The sequence below is a fragment of the Streptomyces sp. NPDC086787 genome (assembly GCF_044745865.1).
Classification (GTDB): domain Bacteria; phylum Actinomycetota; class Actinomycetes; order Streptomycetales; family Streptomycetaceae; genus Streptomyces.
Genome location: NZ_JBIVBC010000021.1, coordinates 18,232 through 34,124, shown reverse-complemented (window position 1 = coordinate 34,124; position 15,893 = coordinate 18,232). Strand labels below are relative to the sequence as shown.

At 70.4% G+C, this 15,893-nt stretch carries 16 protein-coding genes, 3 tRNA genes and 1 pseudogene; 6 read left to right on the top strand and 14 right to left on the bottom strand.

The window, feature by feature from the left end:
- Nucleotides 1-15 precede the first annotated feature (15 nt).
- Nucleotides 16-1,056, top strand: a complete 1,041-nt coding sequence (locus ACIPK3_RS31220; protein ID WP_402575131.1) for an adenosine deaminase — start codon at nt 16-18, stop codon at nt 1,054-1,056.
- Here the strand turns inward: ACIPK3_RS31220 and ACIPK3_RS31215 are convergent, their stop codons facing one another.
- The 9 genes from ACIPK3_RS31215 to ACIPK3_RS31175 all read right to left on the bottom strand — a co-directional run bounded on the left by ACIPK3_RS31215 (nt 1,057) and on the right by ACIPK3_RS31175 (nt 6,705).
- Entirely contained in the window at nt 1,057-1,731 is a 675-nt protein-coding gene (locus ACIPK3_RS31215; RefSeq protein ID WP_402575129.1) for a hypothetical protein, read from the bottom strand. It lies immediately after the preceding gene.
- A gap of 22 nt (nt 1,732-1,753) precedes the next feature.
- The gene (locus ACIPK3_RS31210) at nt 1,754-2,809 is read right to left on the bottom strand and encodes a UDP-N-acetylmuramate dehydrogenase (RefSeq protein WP_402575127.1); all 1,056 of its coding nucleotides are present in this window, start codon (nt 2,807-2,809) and stop codon (nt 1,754-1,756) included.
- 194 nt (nt 2,810-3,003) lie between these two features.
- On the bottom strand, nt 3,004-4,473 hold the full coding sequence (locus ACIPK3_RS31205) for a DHA2 family efflux MFS transporter permease subunit (RefSeq protein ID WP_402575125.1): 1,470 nt from the start codon (nt 4,471-4,473) through the stop codon (nt 3,004-3,006).
- A gap of 96 nt (nt 4,474-4,569) precedes the next feature.
- Complete coding sequence (locus ACIPK3_RS31200; protein WP_402575123.1) at nt 4,570-5,139, bottom strand: TetR/AcrR family transcriptional regulator; 570 nt, start codon at nt 5,137-5,139, stop codon at nt 4,570-4,572.
- A gap of 133 nt (nt 5,140-5,272) precedes the next feature.
- Nucleotides 5,273-5,701 (bottom strand): MaoC family dehydratase, encoded by a 429-nt coding sequence (locus ACIPK3_RS31195; RefSeq protein ID WP_402575121.1) that lies wholly within the window; start codon nt 5,699-5,701, stop codon nt 5,273-5,275.
- A gap of 5 nt (nt 5,702-5,706) precedes the next feature.
- A complete protein-coding gene (locus ACIPK3_RS31190) occupies nt 5,707-6,159 on the bottom strand; it encodes a MaoC family dehydratase N-terminal domain-containing protein (protein ID WP_402575119.1) in 453 nt (150 codons plus the stop codon).
- Nucleotides 6,160-6,259: 100 nt separating this feature from the next.
- Nucleotides 6,260-6,424, bottom strand: coding sequence for a 50S ribosomal protein L33 (gene rpmG, locus ACIPK3_RS31185; protein ID WP_003948671.1), 165 nt, complete (start codon nt 6,422-6,424; stop codon nt 6,260-6,262).
- Between the two features lie 89 nt (nt 6,425-6,513).
- A tRNA-Met gene (locus ACIPK3_RS31180) sits at nt 6,514-6,586 on the bottom strand.
- Between the two features lie 46 nt (nt 6,587-6,632).
- Nucleotides 6,633-6,705, bottom strand: a tRNA-Thr gene (locus tag ACIPK3_RS31175).
- 247 nt (nt 6,706-6,952) lie between these two features.
- On the opposite strand from ACIPK3_RS31175, the gene ACIPK3_RS31170 reads away from it, so the two are divergent.
- A complete protein-coding gene (locus ACIPK3_RS31170; RefSeq protein ID WP_402575117.1) occupies nt 6,953-8,221 on the top strand; it encodes an amidohydrolase family protein in 1,269 nt (422 codons plus the stop codon).
- Between the two features lie 65 nt (nt 8,222-8,286).
- Nucleotides 8,287-8,943: an SDR family oxidoreductase gene (locus tag ACIPK3_RS31165; RefSeq protein ID WP_402575115.1), complete on the top strand. Its 657-nt coding sequence runs from the start codon at nt 8,287-8,289 to the stop codon at nt 8,941-8,943.
- Nucleotides 8,944-8,977: 34 nt separating this feature from the next.
- On the opposite strand, the gene ACIPK3_RS31160 is transcribed toward ACIPK3_RS31165, so the two are convergent.
- Both ACIPK3_RS31160 and ACIPK3_RS31155 read right to left on the bottom strand, forming a co-directional pair.
- A complete protein-coding gene (locus ACIPK3_RS31160) occupies nt 8,978-9,211 on the bottom strand; it encodes a hypothetical protein (protein ID WP_402575113.1) in 234 nt (77 codons plus the stop codon).
- An 824-nt stretch (nt 9,212-10,035) separates the two neighbouring features.
- Nucleotides 10,036-10,117 (bottom strand) — tRNA-Tyr (locus ACIPK3_RS31155).
- A gap of 227 nt (nt 10,118-10,344) precedes the next feature.
- Here ACIPK3_RS31155 and ACIPK3_RS31150 point away from each other — a divergent pair.
- On the top strand, nt 10,345-10,833 hold the full coding sequence (locus ACIPK3_RS31150) for a YajQ family cyclic di-GMP-binding protein (protein WP_402575111.1): 489 nt from the start codon (nt 10,345-10,347) through the stop codon (nt 10,831-10,833).
- A 124-nt stretch (nt 10,834-10,957) separates the two neighbouring features.
- Here the strand turns inward: ACIPK3_RS31150 and ACIPK3_RS31145 are convergent.
- The 3 genes and pseudogenes from ACIPK3_RS31145 to ACIPK3_RS31135 all read right to left on the bottom strand — a co-directional run.
- Nucleotides 10,958-11,233, bottom strand: a pseudogene (locus tag ACIPK3_RS31145) (GNAT family N-acetyltransferase); the annotation flags it as partial.
- A gap of 211 nt (nt 11,234-11,444) precedes the next feature.
- A complete protein-coding gene (locus ACIPK3_RS31140; RefSeq protein WP_402575109.1) occupies nt 11,445-11,993 on the bottom strand; it encodes a putative immunity protein in 549 nt (182 codons plus the stop codon).
- A gap of 247 nt (nt 11,994-12,240) precedes the next feature.
- Nucleotides 12,241-13,176, bottom strand: coding sequence for a helix-turn-helix domain-containing protein (locus ACIPK3_RS31135; RefSeq protein WP_402575106.1), 936 nt, complete (start codon nt 13,174-13,176; stop codon nt 12,241-12,243).
- A gap of 150 nt (nt 13,177-13,326) precedes the next feature.
- Between ACIPK3_RS31135 and ACIPK3_RS31130 the strand changes: the two genes are divergently transcribed.
- Together ACIPK3_RS31130 and ACIPK3_RS31125 are read left to right on the top strand one after the other, a co-directional pair.
- Nucleotides 13,327-14,346: a saccharopine dehydrogenase family protein gene (locus ACIPK3_RS31130; protein WP_402575205.1), complete on the top strand. Its 1,020-nt coding sequence runs from the start codon at nt 13,327-13,329 to the stop codon at nt 14,344-14,346.
- Nucleotides 14,347-14,605: 259 nt separating this feature from the next.
- Nucleotides 14,606-15,814 (top strand): phosphatidylserine/phosphatidylglycerophosphate/cardiolipin synthase family protein, encoded by a 1,209-nt coding sequence (locus ACIPK3_RS31125; RefSeq protein WP_402575104.1) that lies wholly within the window; start codon nt 14,606-14,608, stop codon nt 15,812-15,814.
- Nucleotides 15,815-15,893 lie beyond the last annotated feature (79 nt).

Sequence of the window (15,893 nt, the reverse complement as noted above, 5' to 3'; positions counted from 1 at the left end):
CGGCAGGATCTTTGGATGGAGCGTGTACGTGATGTCTCTGAGCTGCCGAAAGCCCATCTGCACCTGCACTTCACCGGCTCGATGCGGCCGGGGACCGTCCTGGAACTGGCCGACAAGCACGGCGTACGCCTGCCGGACGTGCTGACGGAAGCGCTGACCAGCGGTGAGCCGCCGAAGCTGCGGGCCACCGACGAGCGGGGCTGGTTCCGTTTCCAGCGGCTGTACGACGCGGCGCGCTCCTGCCTGAGAGAGCCGGAGGACATCCAGCGGCTGGTCCGGGAGGCCGCCGAGGAGGACCTGAAGGACGGGTCGGGCTGGCTGGAGATCCAGGTGGACCCGACGTCGTACGCGCCCCGGCTGGGCGGGCTGATCCCGGCGCTCGAGGTCATCCTCGACGCGGTGGAGACCACCTCACGGGAGACCGGCCTCGGCATGCGTGTGCTGGTGGCGGCCAATCGCATGAAGCACCCCCTGGACGCGCGCACCCTGGCCCGGCTGGCGGTGCGCTACGCGGACCGGGGCGTGGTGGGCTTCGGGCTGTCCAACGACGAGCGGCGGGGCATGGCGCGGGACTTCGACCGGGCGTTCGCGATCGCCCGGGACGGCGGGCTGCTGGCGGCGCCGCACGGCGGCGAGCTGACCGGTCCGGCGTCGGTGCGGGACTGCCTGGACGACCTGCACGCGGCGCGGATCGGCCACGGTGTCCGCGCGGCGGAGGACCCGCGGCTGCTGAAGCGGCTCGCGGACCGCCAGGTGACGTGCGAGGTGTGTCCCGCGTCGAACGTGGCCCTCGGCGTGTACGAGAAGCCGGAGGACGTGCCGCTGCGCACCCTCTTCGAGTCGGGCGTCCCGCTGGCGCTGGGCGCCGACGACCCGCTGCTGTTCGGCTCCCGGCTGGCCGCGCAGTACGACATCGCCCGCCGCCACCACGGTTTCACCGACGCGGAGCTGGCGGAAGTCGCCCGTCAGTCGGTGCGGGGGTCGGCGGCGCCGCAGGACGTGAAGGAGAAGCTGCTGTCCGGGGTGGACGAGTGGCTGACGGGGCCGGTGGCCTGATCAGCGGGCCGGTCTCTTGAAGTGGGCGTAGGGCGGGTAGGCGCCGAAGCAGATCAGGATCTCGTCGCGGTGCCCGCCGACACCGGCCGGCGGCTCCTCCACCAGCAGCGCCCCCATGAAGGCCGACTTCCCCTCGGCCACGCGCTTGTGGCGTGGTCCATAGCCCGCCGCATAAGCGAGCGACCCGGCGGTGATGGCGAAGACGTCCCGGCTGCCGAACAGGAAGAGCGTGCGGGCGTGCGTGGTGTGCCGCAGTTCGTCGCGGAAGTCCGCGTGGTGCCGGCGGCGACGCCAGGAGTCGGCGTCCCGCGCGGTGCGCGCCTCGTCGGTGCGGACCGTGAGCGGGACGCCCGGTCCGAGCGCGCGGCGCAGTGCGGGCCACTTGCTGGGGCGCAGCCCGTACGAGTGGTGGACCAGGACGAGGTCGACCAGCTCTCCGACGCCCTCCGTCGGCGGGACGGCGTCCCGCAGCGGCACATGGACGATCGTTCGGCGTGAGTGGGCGGCGAAGGAGAACAGGCCGGCGAGCCGGTTCAGCCCGTCGTGGTCGCCGTGGAGCAGGCCGATCGGGTCCGGGGCGCGCAGCGAGGTGTGGCGCAGCGGGTGCCGGGGCTGGACGATCCGGTGTTCGTGCGGGCCCGTCCGGGGACGGAACTCGCGCAGTCTCAGCTGCACGCGGCAGTCCCCCGTGGGCTCGTCAGAGGCTCACGCCCACCGTCACCGGCTCGTTGACCAGGGTGATCCCGAAGGCTTCACGGACTCCCGTGACGACCTCCCGGGCCAGCGCGAGCAGGTCCTCGGTGGTGGCGTGGCCGCGGTTGGTGAGGGCGAGGGTGTGTTTGGTGGAGATGCGGGCGGGGCCGGTGCCGTATCCCTTGGCGAAGCCGGCCCTGTCGATCAGCCAGGCGGCCGAGGTCTTGGTGTGGCTGTCGCCCGCGGGGTAGGCGGGCGGCTCGACGCCGTCACCGAGCCGCTCGCGCACGCGCGCGTGGAACGCGGCGAACTGTTCGTGCGTGAGGATCGGGTTGGTGAAGAAGGATCCGGCGGACCAGGTGTCGTGGTCCTCGGGGTCCAGGACCATGCCCTTGCCCGCGCGCAGCTCGAGGACGGTGTCGCGGGCGGCGGCCAGCGGCACCCGGTCGCCGGGCCGCACGCCGAGGGCGCGGGCCGTCTCGGCGTAGCCGACCGGCGCGGACAGCCCGTAGGCGTCCTCCAGCTCGAAGCGGACGCGCAGCACGACGAAGCGGGCGGGGTCGCCCTTGAAGCGGCTGTGCCGGTACGAGAAGGCGCACTCCTCGTTGGTGAGGGTGACCGTCCGTCCGCTGTGCCGGTCGTAGGCGATCACCTCGGTGATGGTCGAGGAGACGTCCTGGCCGTACGCGCCGACGTTCTGGATCGGTGTCGCGCCGGCCGAGCCCGGGATGCCGGACAGGCACTCGATCCCGGCCAGGCCCGCTTCCACGGTGCGGGCGACGGCGTCGGCCCAGACCTCGCCGGCGGCCAGCTCCAGAGTCGTCCCCCGCAGTTCGAACCCGCTGGTGGCGATGTGCAGGGCGGTGCCGTCGAAGCCCTTGTCGCCGATGACCAGGTTCGAGCCGCCGCCGATGACCAGCAGCGGCGTCCCGCTGTCGTCGGCCTCGCGGACGGCTTCGATCACCTCGGCGTCGGTGGTCGCGGTGACCAGCCGGGCCGCGGGGCCGCCCAGCCGGAAGGTGGTCAGCGGGGCGAGGGGGGCGTCGTGGAGTTCTTGCACGCGCTCAAGACTACGAGACACCGGTGACAGCGACGCCGGCCGTGAGCGGCGGCCTGCCCGGGACCCCCGCGCGGTACGGCCCCTGACCGGTCCGGGCACGGGTACGGGTCCGGCAGGAGCGGCTCGTGGACACGCGCGTACGGCCCCGTCCACCAGGGACGGGGCCGTACGCGTGCGGGGAGGGCGGTGGGGGATCAGCCGGCGACGGTTTCCAGGGCCGGGGCGGGCTCGTTCGCCTCGGTCGTCCGCACGGCCTCGGCGGCGCGGCGGCGGGCCGGGATCACCAGGGCCGCGATGGCGGCGAGGGCGACGACCGCGGCGCCGGTGACCAGCGCGGGCCGCAGGCCGTCGACGAAGGACTGCGCGGACTGGTAGCCGCCCTGGGCCGAGAAGATCGACGACATGATCGCGACGCCGAGTGCGCCGCCGACCTCGCGGAAGGCGTTGTTGGCGCCGGAGGCGATGCCCTGCTCCTGTGGCCGGACGCTGGACATCACCAGGTTGGCGGCCGGGGCGAAGTAGAGGGCCATGCCGATGCCGCTGAGGATCAGGGCGGGCAGCTGGGAGACGTAGGAGGCGTCGGCGGTGGCCGCGTAGGCCATGTAGCCGAGGCCGACGGCCTGGAGGAAGAGCCCGGTGGCGACGACGGGGCGGCCGCCGATGCGGTCGGAGAGGATTCCGGCGATGGGGGCGACGATCATCGGCATGCCGGTCCAGGGAAGCATCCGCAGGCCCGCCTCGGTGGGCGAGTAGCCGAGCACGCCCTGCATGTACTGGCTGAGCAGGAAGATCGAGCCGAACATGCCGACGAACATCAGCAGGCTCGCGGCGTTGATCCCGGAGAAGGCGCGGGAGCGGAACAGTCGCATCGGGAGCATTGCGTTCCTGGCACGGGAGCCGTGGACGACGAAGGCGGCCAGCAGCGCGCCACCGGCGATCAGGCCGGTGAGGACGACGGAGTCGGTCCAGCCGTCGGCGGGGCCGCGGACCAGGCCGTAGACGAGGCCGAAGAGGCCGCCGCTGGCGAGGAGGGTGCCGGGGATGTCGAGCCGGGTGCCGGTGCCGTGGGACTCGGCGAGGCGGAAGCGGGCGAGCGGCAGCAGGGCGAGACCGAGCGGGACGTTCAGCCAGAAGATCCAGTGCCAGGAGATGTGTTCGGTCAGACCGCCGCCGATGAGCGGTCCGGAGGCGACCGCGAGACCGTTGACGGCCCCCCAGATGCCGTACGCCATGCCGCGCTTGGCGGCGGGCACGGCCGCGGTGAGCAGGGTCATGGTGAGCGGCATCATGATGGCCGCGCCGATGCCCTGGACGGCGCGGGCCGCGTTCAGGGAGTCGATGCCGGGCGCCATGGCCGCGGCGGCGGAGGCGCCGGTGAAGATGGTGATACCGGTGAGGAAGAGCCGTCGGCGGCCGAAGCGGTCACCGAGCGCCGCGCCGAACATCAGCAGGACGGCGAAGGTGAGCGTGTAGGCGCTCACGGTCCATTCCAGGTCGTCCAGGGCTCCTCCGAGGTCCTTGCGGATGGAGGGCAGTGCGGTGGTGACGACGAGGTTGTCCAGGGACGCCATGAAGCCCGCGACGCTGGTGATGATCAGGGCCCAGGCGACCTGCCCGCGGCGTGTGGTGGTCGGTTCGGTCTGCTGTGCGGTCTGCTGTGACATCGCTCCCCCAGAGCGTGGTCCGCCGTAACGGATTAGTTATTGATTACTAACTTTTGAGCCCCTGAAAAAGACGGCGGACCGCCTCCCCCTGTCGCCCTACTTCTCCAGCCGCCCGGTGACCCGGGCGGTCGGATACATCCCCTGCCAGACCCGGTGCTCCGGTGGAAAACCCATGGCCGCCAGGGTGTTGACGAGCATCCCGTAGGCCAGGAAGTTCGTCGTCTCCCCCACATCGGCCCCCAGCGGCAGATGCACGGTGTCCCAGAGCTTCATCCAGCCGGCCCGTACGGCCTCGCCGAACTCGTGGTCACCCTCCGCCTCTGCGGCGGCCACGGCGATGTACGTCTGCATCTGCATCTGGAGCCGTTCCGGCTGCTCCTGGATCAGACGCACGTACTCGTTGGCCATGGCCCGCATGGCCTCTTCGCCCGTGAGCCCCTTCGCCGCCTCCTCGAAGGCGCAGCGCACTTCCCGCATGCAGCGCTCCGAGGCGGCCACGAAGATCGCCTTCTTGCCCGGGAACAGCCGGAAGAGATACGGCTGCGAGACGCCCACCCGCTTGGCGATCGCGTCGGTGGAGGTGCCGTAGTAGCCCCTCTGCGCGAACTCGGCGATCGCCGCGCGGACGACGCTCTCGCGCCTTTCGTCTGCACTCATCCTGGCCATGCGAGAAAGTTAGTACTCAATCACTAACTAAGTCAAGCGCTATGCCGGGAAGCCACTGAGGGACGCTCCCACCAGGGAGAACGCCCCTCAGTCAGGTCCTTGCGCGCTCGCAGGCACTCGCGCGCTTACGCTGTCAGGCCAGCCGGACGACCGCCCGGGACATCCCGAGCACCTTCTGGCCGCCACTGGTCACCGTCAGGTCGACCCGCACGGTGTTGTCGTCGAGCTTGGCGGCCACCTTGCCGGACACCTCGATCACGGCGCCCTTGTCGTCGTTCGGGACGACGACGGGCTTGGTGAACCGGACGCCGTAGTCGACGAGCGCTCCGGGATCCCCGGCCCAGTCGGTGACCACGCGGACCGCCTCGGCCATGGTGAACATGCCGTGCGCGATGACGTCCGGCAGGCCCACCTCCTTGGCGAACTTCTCGTTCCAGTGGATGGGGTTGAAGTCCCCGGAGGCTCCCGCGTACCGGACGAGCGTGGCCCGGTCCACGGGGAAGGACTGTGCCGGCAGCTCGGTGCCGACCTCGACGTCGTCGTAGGCGATCCTCGCCGTCATCGCTCTCACGCCTCCTCGGCCGCGCGGGCCACGAGCTTGGTCCAGGCGGTCACGACGTGCTCGCCGGTCTCGTCGTGCACCTCGCCGCGGATGTCCAGGATGTCGTTGCCCGCCATGGACTTCACGGCCTCGATGGTCGAGGTCACGGTGAGCCGGTCCCCCGCGCGCACCGGGCGCCGGTAGGCGAACTTCTGGTCGCCGTGCACCACCCGGCTGTAGTCCAGGCCCAGCTGGGGATCCTGGACGACCTGTCCCGCCGCCTTGAAGGTGATCGAGAACACAAAGGTCGGCGGGGCGATCACATCGGCGTACCCGAGCGCCTTGGCAGCCTCCGGGTCGGTGTACACCGGATTGCTGTCGCCGACGGCCTCCGCGAACTCGCGGATCTTCTCCCGGCCGACCTCGTACGGGTCGCCGGGCGGATAGGTCCGTCCCACGAAGGACTGGTCGAGCGCCATGGCTCGCTACCTCCTGGTTGCTCTACTGGCCGGTACGGGACATGGAACGACGCGAGGCCGCCCCCGATTTCTCGGGAACGGCCTCGTGTACGAGCCTGATTTATCGCGTTTCGCGATGCGCGGTGTGCGCATTGCAACGCGGGCAGTGCTTCTTCATCTCCAGTCGATCCGGGTTGTTACGCCGGTTCTTCTTGGTGATGTAGTTCCGCTCCTTGCACTCCACGCAGGCCAGCGTGATCTTCGGGCGGACGTCGGTGGCAGCCACGTGAGTGCTCCTTGACGAACGGATGGGTCAATACAACGCAAGAAAGAGTAGCCGATCGAAGGACCGACCCCGCAATCGGCTACTGTCAGTAGCGGTGACCGGACTTGAACCGGTGACACAGCGATTATGAGCCGCTTGCTCTACCGACTGAGCTACACCGCTGTGATGCGATTGGATCCCGCCTTGCGACGGGAACCTTTCACACCAGAGCCCCAATACGGAATCGAACCGTAGACCTTCTCCTTACCATGGAGACGCTCTGCCGACTGAGCTATTGGGGCGAGCGATGAAGACATTACACGCTCGGCAGCCGTTCACCCAAATCCGTATCCGGCAGGTCTGCCGGGCCCGTTGCACCGGCTTCCCGGCGGCCTCGTACAGCCCTGTGGTGAGCCTCGCGGGCACGACCGGGCCACGCCAGTACGACTATTGCGGCCCTCCCCGGCGCACGCGGTTCGCCGTCCTAGGCTCGGCTCACCCTGCGTGATCTTGCGTCCCCGTGCACGGTCCCCGAGCCCCTGGAGCGCGATGCCCGACAGCCAGCCGCAGCCGCCCCCCTCGTCGTCGAACTCGCCGGGCTCCCCCGGACAGTCCGACACGGCCCCCGTGCTGCTGTGCGGGGCGCGGCTGACCGACGGCCGGACCGTGGACGTGCGGCTGGGCGGCGGGCGTATCGAGGCGGTCGGCACGGCCGGGAGCCTCGCTCCGGTACCGGCCCGGGCCGCGGGCACGCGCGTGGACCTCTCCGGGTATCTGCTGCTGCCCGCCCCGGCCGAACCGCACGCCCACGCGGACACCGCGCTCTCCGCCGACGCCGGCGGACCGGTCTCGTACGACCCGGAGGACGTCCAGCGCCGCTCCACGGAAGCCGCCCTCCTGCAACTCAGCCACGGGGCCACGGCACTGCGGGCGCACGTACGCGTGGGCGACGTACCGGCGCTGGGCGCGCTCGCCGCCGTACTGCGGACGCGGCGGTCGCTGCGCGGGCTCGCGGAGCTGACGACGGTGGCGACGCCCCGGGTGCTGACCGGGGCGGCCGGCGCCGAGGGGCTGGCGATGCTGCGGGACGCGGTGAAGATGGGCGCCACCGTGGTGGGCGGCTGCCCGGACCTGGACCCCGACCCCGCCGGCTACGCGGAGGCGGTCCTGGAGGTGGCCGCCGAGCACGGCTGCCCCGTCGACCTGCACACGGACGCCACCGACCCGGCCCGCCTCACCCGGCTCGCGGCGATGGCGGGCGGCCTGCGCCCGGGCGTGACGCTCGGACCGTGCGGGGGCCTGTCCCGGCTGCCCGCCGAGGCTGCCTCCCGGGTCGCGGACCGGCTCGCGGCCGCCGGGATCACGGTGGTCTGCCTGCCCCAGGGCGGCTGCGGCGGCACCGACCGACGGGGCACGGCTCCGGTACGGCTGCTGCGCGCCGCCGGTGTCCGGGTCGCGGCCGGCAGCGGCGCGCTGCGGGACGTCGCCAACCCCGTCGGCCGCGGCGACCCCCTGGAGGCGGCCTTCCTCCTGTCCTCCCGGCACGGCCTGCGCCCCGAGGACGCCTACGACGCGGTGAGCACCTCCGCGCGCGCGGTGCTCGGCCTCCCCGAGGTCCGGGTGGAGGCGGGCTTCCCCGCCGAGCTCCTCGCGGTGCGCGGTGACCATCTGGCGGGCGTCCTGTCGCTGGCGTACAGCCGGATCGTGGTGCACCGCGGACGGGTGGTGGCCCGCACCAGCGCGGTGCGCGAGTACTGCAACTCGGCAGCGGCGGCGGAACTGGGGCTGCCCCGGCAGGGGCGGCGGGAGGTGTCGTAGGCCGGGCGGACGGAGGGCGCCGAGCGACGCGGCGGACGGGGCCGTTCGGGCGTACGGTCTGAAACATGCGCATTGTCATTGCTGGTGGTCATGGTCAGATCGCGCTGCGGCTGGAGCGACTGCTCGCCGCGCGCGGGGACGAGCCCGTGGGGATCATCCGCACGGCCGGGCAGGGTGACGATCTGCGGGAGGCCGGCGCCGAACCGGTCCTGCTCGACCTGGAGTCGGCCTCGGTGGACGAGGTCGCGGCACAGCTGCGCGGCGCGGACGCGGCGGTCTTCGCGGCGGGCGCGGGCCCGGGCAGCGGTACGTCCCGCAAGGACACGGTGGACAAGGGCGCGGCGGTGCTGTTCGCGGACGCGGCCGTCCGCGCGGGCGTACGCCGTTTCGTGGTCGTCTCGTCGATGGGCGCCGACCCCGCGCACCGCGGCGACGACGTCTTCGACGTGTACCTGCGGGCCAAGGGAGCGGCCGACGCCTACGTCAGCGGCCTGGACGCCCTGGACTGGACGGTCCTGCGCCCCGGCGCCCTGACGGACGACCCCGGCACCGGTCTCGTACGCCTGGAGGCGCACACCGGACGCGGCGCGGTCCCGCGTGACGACGTGGCCGCCGTACTGGCGGAACTCATCGACACCTCGGCGACGGCCGGGCTGACCCTGGAGCTGACCGGAGGTTCGACCCCGGTGTCGGTGGCGGTGAAGTCGGTGGCGGGCAACTGAGCCTTGGGGGCTGCTTCCGGGGTTGCTTCGGGGTTCAGAAGAGGGGCAGCTGCCCGGGGAACTCCGGCACCACGTATCCGTCCAACGAGGGCTGCACCGCACCGAGTTGTGCCTGGCCACGCGACCCCGAGCAGGACACGAGGTCCCCGCTCCCCCGCGCACCGGGCGGATCGTGCCGCGCGAAACGCCCCGCGACGACGGCGATTTCACGACGGCACACCGGGCAGACCCTGCGCCGGGAGGGACGGGAGGCCAGTGGGGAGGACATGGGGTCAGTGTGCCCCGCGCACCGGTCCCGGTCACGAACTCCCCACGCGCTCACGCACAGTCGCCGCCGGGCCCGCGATTCGCCAGGATTCGCCACCCCCGGCGGGGCCGACCACCTGGAGATTTACTTTCGCAGTCGGCGAACATGCGCCTGCGCCACCCGCTGTCGCCACCTGTAGCCATGGCCTTCGCCATGGACAAATCGGGGCAGCGGCCGACGAGCCGCTTGATGCGCCCGACGACTTGAGGTTCCCTCGTCCTGCGGGCCGAACGGAGGTCATCGAAGTCCGGCCCCACCCGCGGAACATGGAGAGTCTGGCTCCGGGTTGCCTCCCGGAGCCAGACTCGCGCGCGGGGTTACGGATGGGTCCGGCCGAATACCTGTCGGCCGGGCTCATTCACGCGCCCGGCCAGCCGTCCGGCCCACCACGCACGTGTCACACGAAGTGTTCGACGCAACCCGCGACGGCAGTGATCGTCGTGAGGATCAGTGCCGCGAGCTGCACCCAGTCGGGTAACTGGCTGCGTCCGCGGCCCCGCTTCCTCCCACTCGATCGCCCCATCTGTTCCGACCTTCCGTCTCGCTACGTTCCCAACACAGTTGGGACCCGCCTCGTTCAGGCAGGCGTGCGGGTGGAGACGCGGCCGGACTCTTCGGACAGTACCGAGGGCTCAGCCCCTGGACTTGCGATTCCGAGGTTTGCAGGGTGGCGAATGGTGGCGGTTGCCCCCAGTGAGGCATGTCACCTCACGACGGAAGGTTCCGGGAAACGAAGAGACCCCCTCTGATCTGCTCTCACAGATCAGAGGGGGTCTTCCCCGATGTGGCGGCGCCAGGATTCGAACCTGGGAAGGCTGAGCCGGCAGATTTACAGTCTGCTCCCTTTGGCCGCTCGGGCACACCGCCGGGGTTTGCTGCCATCAAATCGAACCGCTCTTCGCGGAGCTCGCTGGCAACGACGTAAACAATACCCGATACCCAGGGGTGCTGCGCCACCCACTTGATCGCCGCCCGCGGGACGTGGGGGTGGCTAGGCTGGTGCGGATGCGGCCCGGCCAAGTGCCGGGCTCGGCAGCCGCCGCGCGCGGACCGCCCGCACCCGACCCGCACCCGGATACAAGGAGCCACAGGACATGGCCGACTCCAGTTTCGACATCGTCTCGAAGGTCGAGCGGCAGGAGGTCGACAACGCCCTCAACCAGGCCGCCAAGGAGGTCTCGCAGCGCTACGACTTCAAGGGTGTGGGCGCCTCGATCGCCTGGTCCGGCGAGAAGATCCTGATGCAGGCGAACTCCGAGGAACGGGTCAAGGCGATCCTCGACGTCTTCCAGTCCAAGCTGATCAAGCGCGGCATCTCCCTGAAGGTGCTGGACGCGGGCGAGCCCCAGCTCTCCGGCAAGGAGTACAAGATCTTCGCCTCGATCGAGGAGGGCATCTCCCAGGAGAACGCCAAGAAGGTGGCGAAGATCATTCGCGACGAGGGCCCCAAGGGCGTCAAGGCCCAGGTGCAGGGCGAGGAACTGCGCGTCAGCTCCAAGAGCCGCGACGACCTCCAGGCCGTGATCACGCTGCTGAAGGGCCAGGACTTCGACTTCGCGATCCAGTTCGTGAACTACCGCTGATCAGGTCCCTGAGAGCAAAGAGGAAAGCCGTGGAGGGGGACCCGTCGGCAGCGTCCCCCGCGTCGCCGCCGTCCCCCGCTCAGCGGTCCGGTGTCGGCACGCGACCGGGCACGCGCGAGCGGGGCTACCGCGGGGCGAGCAGCATCACGTCATGCAGGTCCGCGCCCTCCCACGGGCGGGCCTCACCCGCCTTGCGACATCCCCACGCGCGGTGGGCGGCCGACGCCGCCTTGCTCCCGGAGTGGACATTGAGCAGCACTCGCTCGACCTCGACGATGTCGAGGAATGTCTGGTGCAGTCGCCGAGCGCTGCCCTGTCGGCGCCATCATGTACGCACGGCGAGTTCCGTGAGTCCGAACGTTCGATGTCCGTCCTCTGGGCGCAGGTCGTCAGGTGCCGGCGGTCAGTAGTGCCCGCAGCGAGTGCGCGTACAGGGTCACCGGATCCCAGCCCGACAGGTCCCGGTCCCGCATGAACGCTGCGGTGGCGGCAACGCCCCCAGCCACAGCGCCCGGTAGTCCAGGTTCGCGCCCTCCGCGGTGTCGTCGTCGGTCAGGGCACGGTCGATGAAGTCCGGCAACGGCTGCGGATCTCCGAGGCGGGCGAGTGAGTCACTCAGCGAGGGTGAGTGAACGAAGGTCAGCGTCCAGCATGCGGATCAACTCACCAACCCGTCCGCCGCCACCCGGCGCCGTCGGGAAGCGTTTGAGCACCTCAACGACGACCGGCGTCGCACGATGCAGCGTCCGCTCAAGATGTTCGGCACCAACGCTCCGATCGTCGCCGGCGACGAGTTCAACCGCTCTGGCCGCATGAGCGCCGGCTCCGAGAATGTGCTTGACCTGGGTGGCCTTGGCCAGCGGATGCAGGTAGGCGGCGCCTGCCGCAGACATCGCTGCCCGAGCCGCCTCGCGCGCAGCCGCAGTGTCCACGCTATTGGCTGCCTTGAGTGCCGCCCACGCTCTGTCGCGCAGAGTCTTCCCCCGCTCACCACCTCGAGCGAACTCCCACGCGGCGCCGATAGCGTCTCGAGGCCGCAAGTCATCCGGCTGATCGTCCTCGAATACCTCAAGCACCACTTCCGCGCACGCCGCAGCGAACGCGGTGACCTCACGAAGATCTTGCCTACTCAGAGCGATCTCGCTCGCTTCCCCTGTCATGACTCCATCGTCGACCATTGCGCTGGACAGCCAGGCGGCTGGGACGGCTCCGGGCCGGCTCATCGTTGTTGAGGGTCAGTGGCTGGTGGGGGTGAGCCGACCACTCTGCCGGATGACCTACTCCGCGCTGTCGCCCTCGACCAGCGTGAGTACCGCAGAACCCGAGTTTGGGCAGCAGGTGTTCAGCACTTCGGACAGCACGGTGCCGTGGTGCTGTCCGATTTCCTGGTGGCACCGGGGGCACTTCTCAGGGGCGGAAGGTGCGGCGGTAGGTGTCGGGTGGGACGCCGACGCTGCGTTGGAAGTGCCGGCGCAGGGTGGTGGCGGTGCCCATGCCGGTGGCCGAGGCGATGGTGTCCACGGTGGCGTTGGTTGTCTCCAGTAGTTCCTGGGCGTGGCGGATGCGCTGGGTGTGGAGCCATTGAAGTGGTGTGGTGCCGGTGAGGTGCTTGAAGTGGCGGCCCAGGTGACGTGAGCTCATGCGGGCCTGGCGAGCCAGGTCCTCCACGGTGAGCGGTTGGTCCAGCCTCTCCAGTGCCCAGGGGAAGAGCTCGTCCAGTGGGTGGTTGCCCGGGGCGGGGAGAGGGGTGGCGATGAACTGGGCCTGGCCGCCGTCGCGGTGGGGTGGAATGACCAGACGGCGCGCGATCTTGTTGGCGTTGGCCGAACCATGGTCGAGGCGGACCAGGTGCAGGCACAGGTCCATGGCGGCGGCTTTGCCCGCGGAGGTGAGGACGTCACCGTTGTCGACGTAGAGGACGTCCGGATCGACGGTGGCCGCCGGGTGCCTCCGGGCCAGTTCCCTGGTGTGGGCCCAGTGCGTGGTGGCGCGCCTGCCGTCCAGCAGTCCTGCCGCGCCCAGGACGAAGGCTCCCGTGCACAGTGAGGCCACGCGGGCGCCGGCCACGTGGGCGGCACGTACCGCCTCGACCAGCTCGGCGGTCGGTTCGCGGTCGGTGTCGGCCCAGCCGGGGACGATCACCGTGTCCGCGTGCACGAGGTGGTCGAGTCCGTGGTCGGGTTCAAGGCGGAAGCGGCCGATGTGTACCGGACCGCTTCCGCAGACGGAGAAGCCGTACCAGGGATCCACGATGTGGGTCAGGTCGGCCCCGAAGATCTCGACGGCCACGGACAGTTCGTAGTGGAGCATGCCGTCGGTGACGGCCAGTGCGACAGCAGGCATGTCCGAAACTGTACGCGTCATGTCGTTTCCGACAGTCGTGCGGAGTGATGCCCTGAGGACAGGATGTGGGTGTCAGGCCGCAGAGGTTCGACTCGCGGCGGGTGTCCGAGTGCACAGGAGAGTCTCGTGGGGGAAAGCCGGCTGGTTGCGGTGTTCGGCGCGTACGGTCACACCGGACGGTTCGTGGTCGCGGAGCTGACCGCGCGTGGCTTCGTCCCGGTGCTGTCCGGGCGCAACGCGCAGAGCTTGGAGGAACTGGCCCGCGAACACGGGCTGGTGGCCCGGGTGGCCTCGGTCGAGGACCCGGCTTCGCTGGACCGGGCCTTGGCAGGCACCGCGGCAGTCATCAACTGCGCCGGCCCTTTCGCCTCAACGACCGGCCCCGTGATCGAGGCCGCGCTCCGCGCGAGCATTCCTTACCTGGACGTGGCCGCCGAACTCGAGGCCAACTTCGACACCTTCGCCCTCTACCGCGAGCGGGCACGGGAGGCGGGAGCGGTGATCGTCCCGGCCATGGCGTTCTTCGGCGGCCTCGGCGACCTGCTGGTCACCGCGGCAATGGGCGACTGGACCGAGGCCGACGAGGCTCACATCGCCTACGCGCTCAGCGACTGGCACCCCACCGCCGGCACCCGGCGCTCGGGTGCGGTCTCCCGTGAGCGGCGCGGCGACCGCCGCCTGCGCTACAGCGGCGGACAATGGGAGCACCGCACCGACGCCGCGCCCATCCTGGAGTGGGCCTTCCCGGAACCGGTGGGACCCCGGCAGGTGGTCGGGGAGTTCACCATGGCGGACGCCGTCACCGTTCCCCAGCACCTGTCCATACCCGACGTGACCACCTACATGAACGCCGACGCGGTCCGCGACGTCGCCGCTTCCCACACTCCGGCCCCGACCGCCGCGGACGAGAGGGGGCGCTCCGACCAGACCTTCCTCGTCGATGTGGTCGTGCGCTCCGGCGGAGCCGAACGCCGGGCCACGGCCCGAGGCCAGGACATCTACGCCGTCACCGCGCCCCTCGTTGCCGAGGCTCTCGAGCGCGTCCTGACCGGCCGCACCAAGACCCTCGGCGCCGTCTCCGCCGGCGAGATCTTCGACGCCCCCGACTTCCTGCACGCACTCGCCCCGCACATCACACTCGACCTGCACCCGCAGAAACAGAACGCCTGACCCCACCCGTCCGTCGAACGCGCCGTCAGCAATACGACCCGCATCTCCGGGTTCCTCGACGGCGCCTTCGCCGGCGTCACTTCTTCCTGAACCGGCCACGCTCTCGGCCATCTGCACACGGTGGGCGCGCCACTGCGCCGGTCGGGGCCGGGCAGGCGGCTGGAGTGACACGGCGGCGGCCGGGCATGCGGTCTTTCGGGCTCGTCCGGCAGCCCGTGGTCCTCTGTCTGCATGGGCAGGTACAGGTAGGTGGGTTCGCGTGACACTCGATGAGACACCGGCGTCATTCGCGCCCGAAGGGACGTCCGACGCAGCGGCGCGCAAGCAGCGCCTGCGCCGCCGTCTGGAGCGGCTGATCGGCGTGGCCGCGACCGAAGGCAACGAACTGGTGCGTCTGCGCAACGGTGATGAGATCTTCCCCGCGATGCTCGGGGCGATCCGTTCGGCTCGGCACACGATCGACATGATGACGTTCGTGTACTGGCGGGGACAGGTGGCCCGCGACTTCGCCGAAGCACTGGCCGACCGCGCTCGCGCAGGGGTGCGGGTACGGCTGCTGCTCGACGGCTTCGGCGCCAAGGAGATCGAGAAGCAGCTGCTGGAGGTCATGACGGCCGCGGGCGTGCAGGTCGCCTGGTTCCGCAAGCCCGTTCGACTGTCGCCGTTCAAGCAGAACCACCGCTGCCATCGAAAGGCGCTCGTCATCGACGAGTGCACCGCCTTCACCGGCGGCGTGGGCATAGCGGAGGAATGGTGCGGGGACGCCCGCAATCCCGCCGAGTGGCGTGACACCCATGTGCAGGTGCGAGGTCCCGCCGTGGACGGGGTCGCGGCCGCGTTCGCGCAGAACTGGGCCGAGTGCCATGACGAGCTCTACGACGACCGTGACCGTTTCACGGAGCACGATCAGACCGGATCGTCCGTGGTACAGGTCGTCCGTGGCTCCGCGAGCATCGGCTGGCAGGACATGCAGACCCTCATGCGGGTCATGCTCACCTCCGCCCAGGAACGCTTCCGGCTGGCCACCGCCTATTTCGCCCCGGACACCTACTTCATCGACCTGCTGTGCGAGACCGCTCGGCGCGGCGTGCGGGTGGAGATCCTGCTGCCCGGACCCCACACCGACCAGCGGGCCTGTCAGCTCGCCGGTCAGTTTCACTACACGCGCCTGCTGGAGGCCGGCGTCCACCTGCGTCAGTACCAGCCGACGATGATGCACGCCAAGATCATCACCGTGGACTCGGTGGCCGCTCTCGTCGGATCGACCAACTTCAATCGCCGGTCGATGGACCACGACGAAGAAGTCATGCTCGCCGTCCTGGACGAGGAGTTCACCGCCGTGCTGGACGCCGACTTCGAGGCGGATCTGCGGCGCAGCGCGGACATCGACCTCACTCGCTGGAGACGACGGGCCGTTCTGCAGCGCGTCAAGGAAGTCGCGGTCGCCCCCGTCCGGCGCTTTCTGTGATCCGCTGACTGTCCGGTTCGACCCGTTGAAAAGACGCTTCGGCGGGTAGTCGCTGTCCTGATCGGAACGGGACGCCACG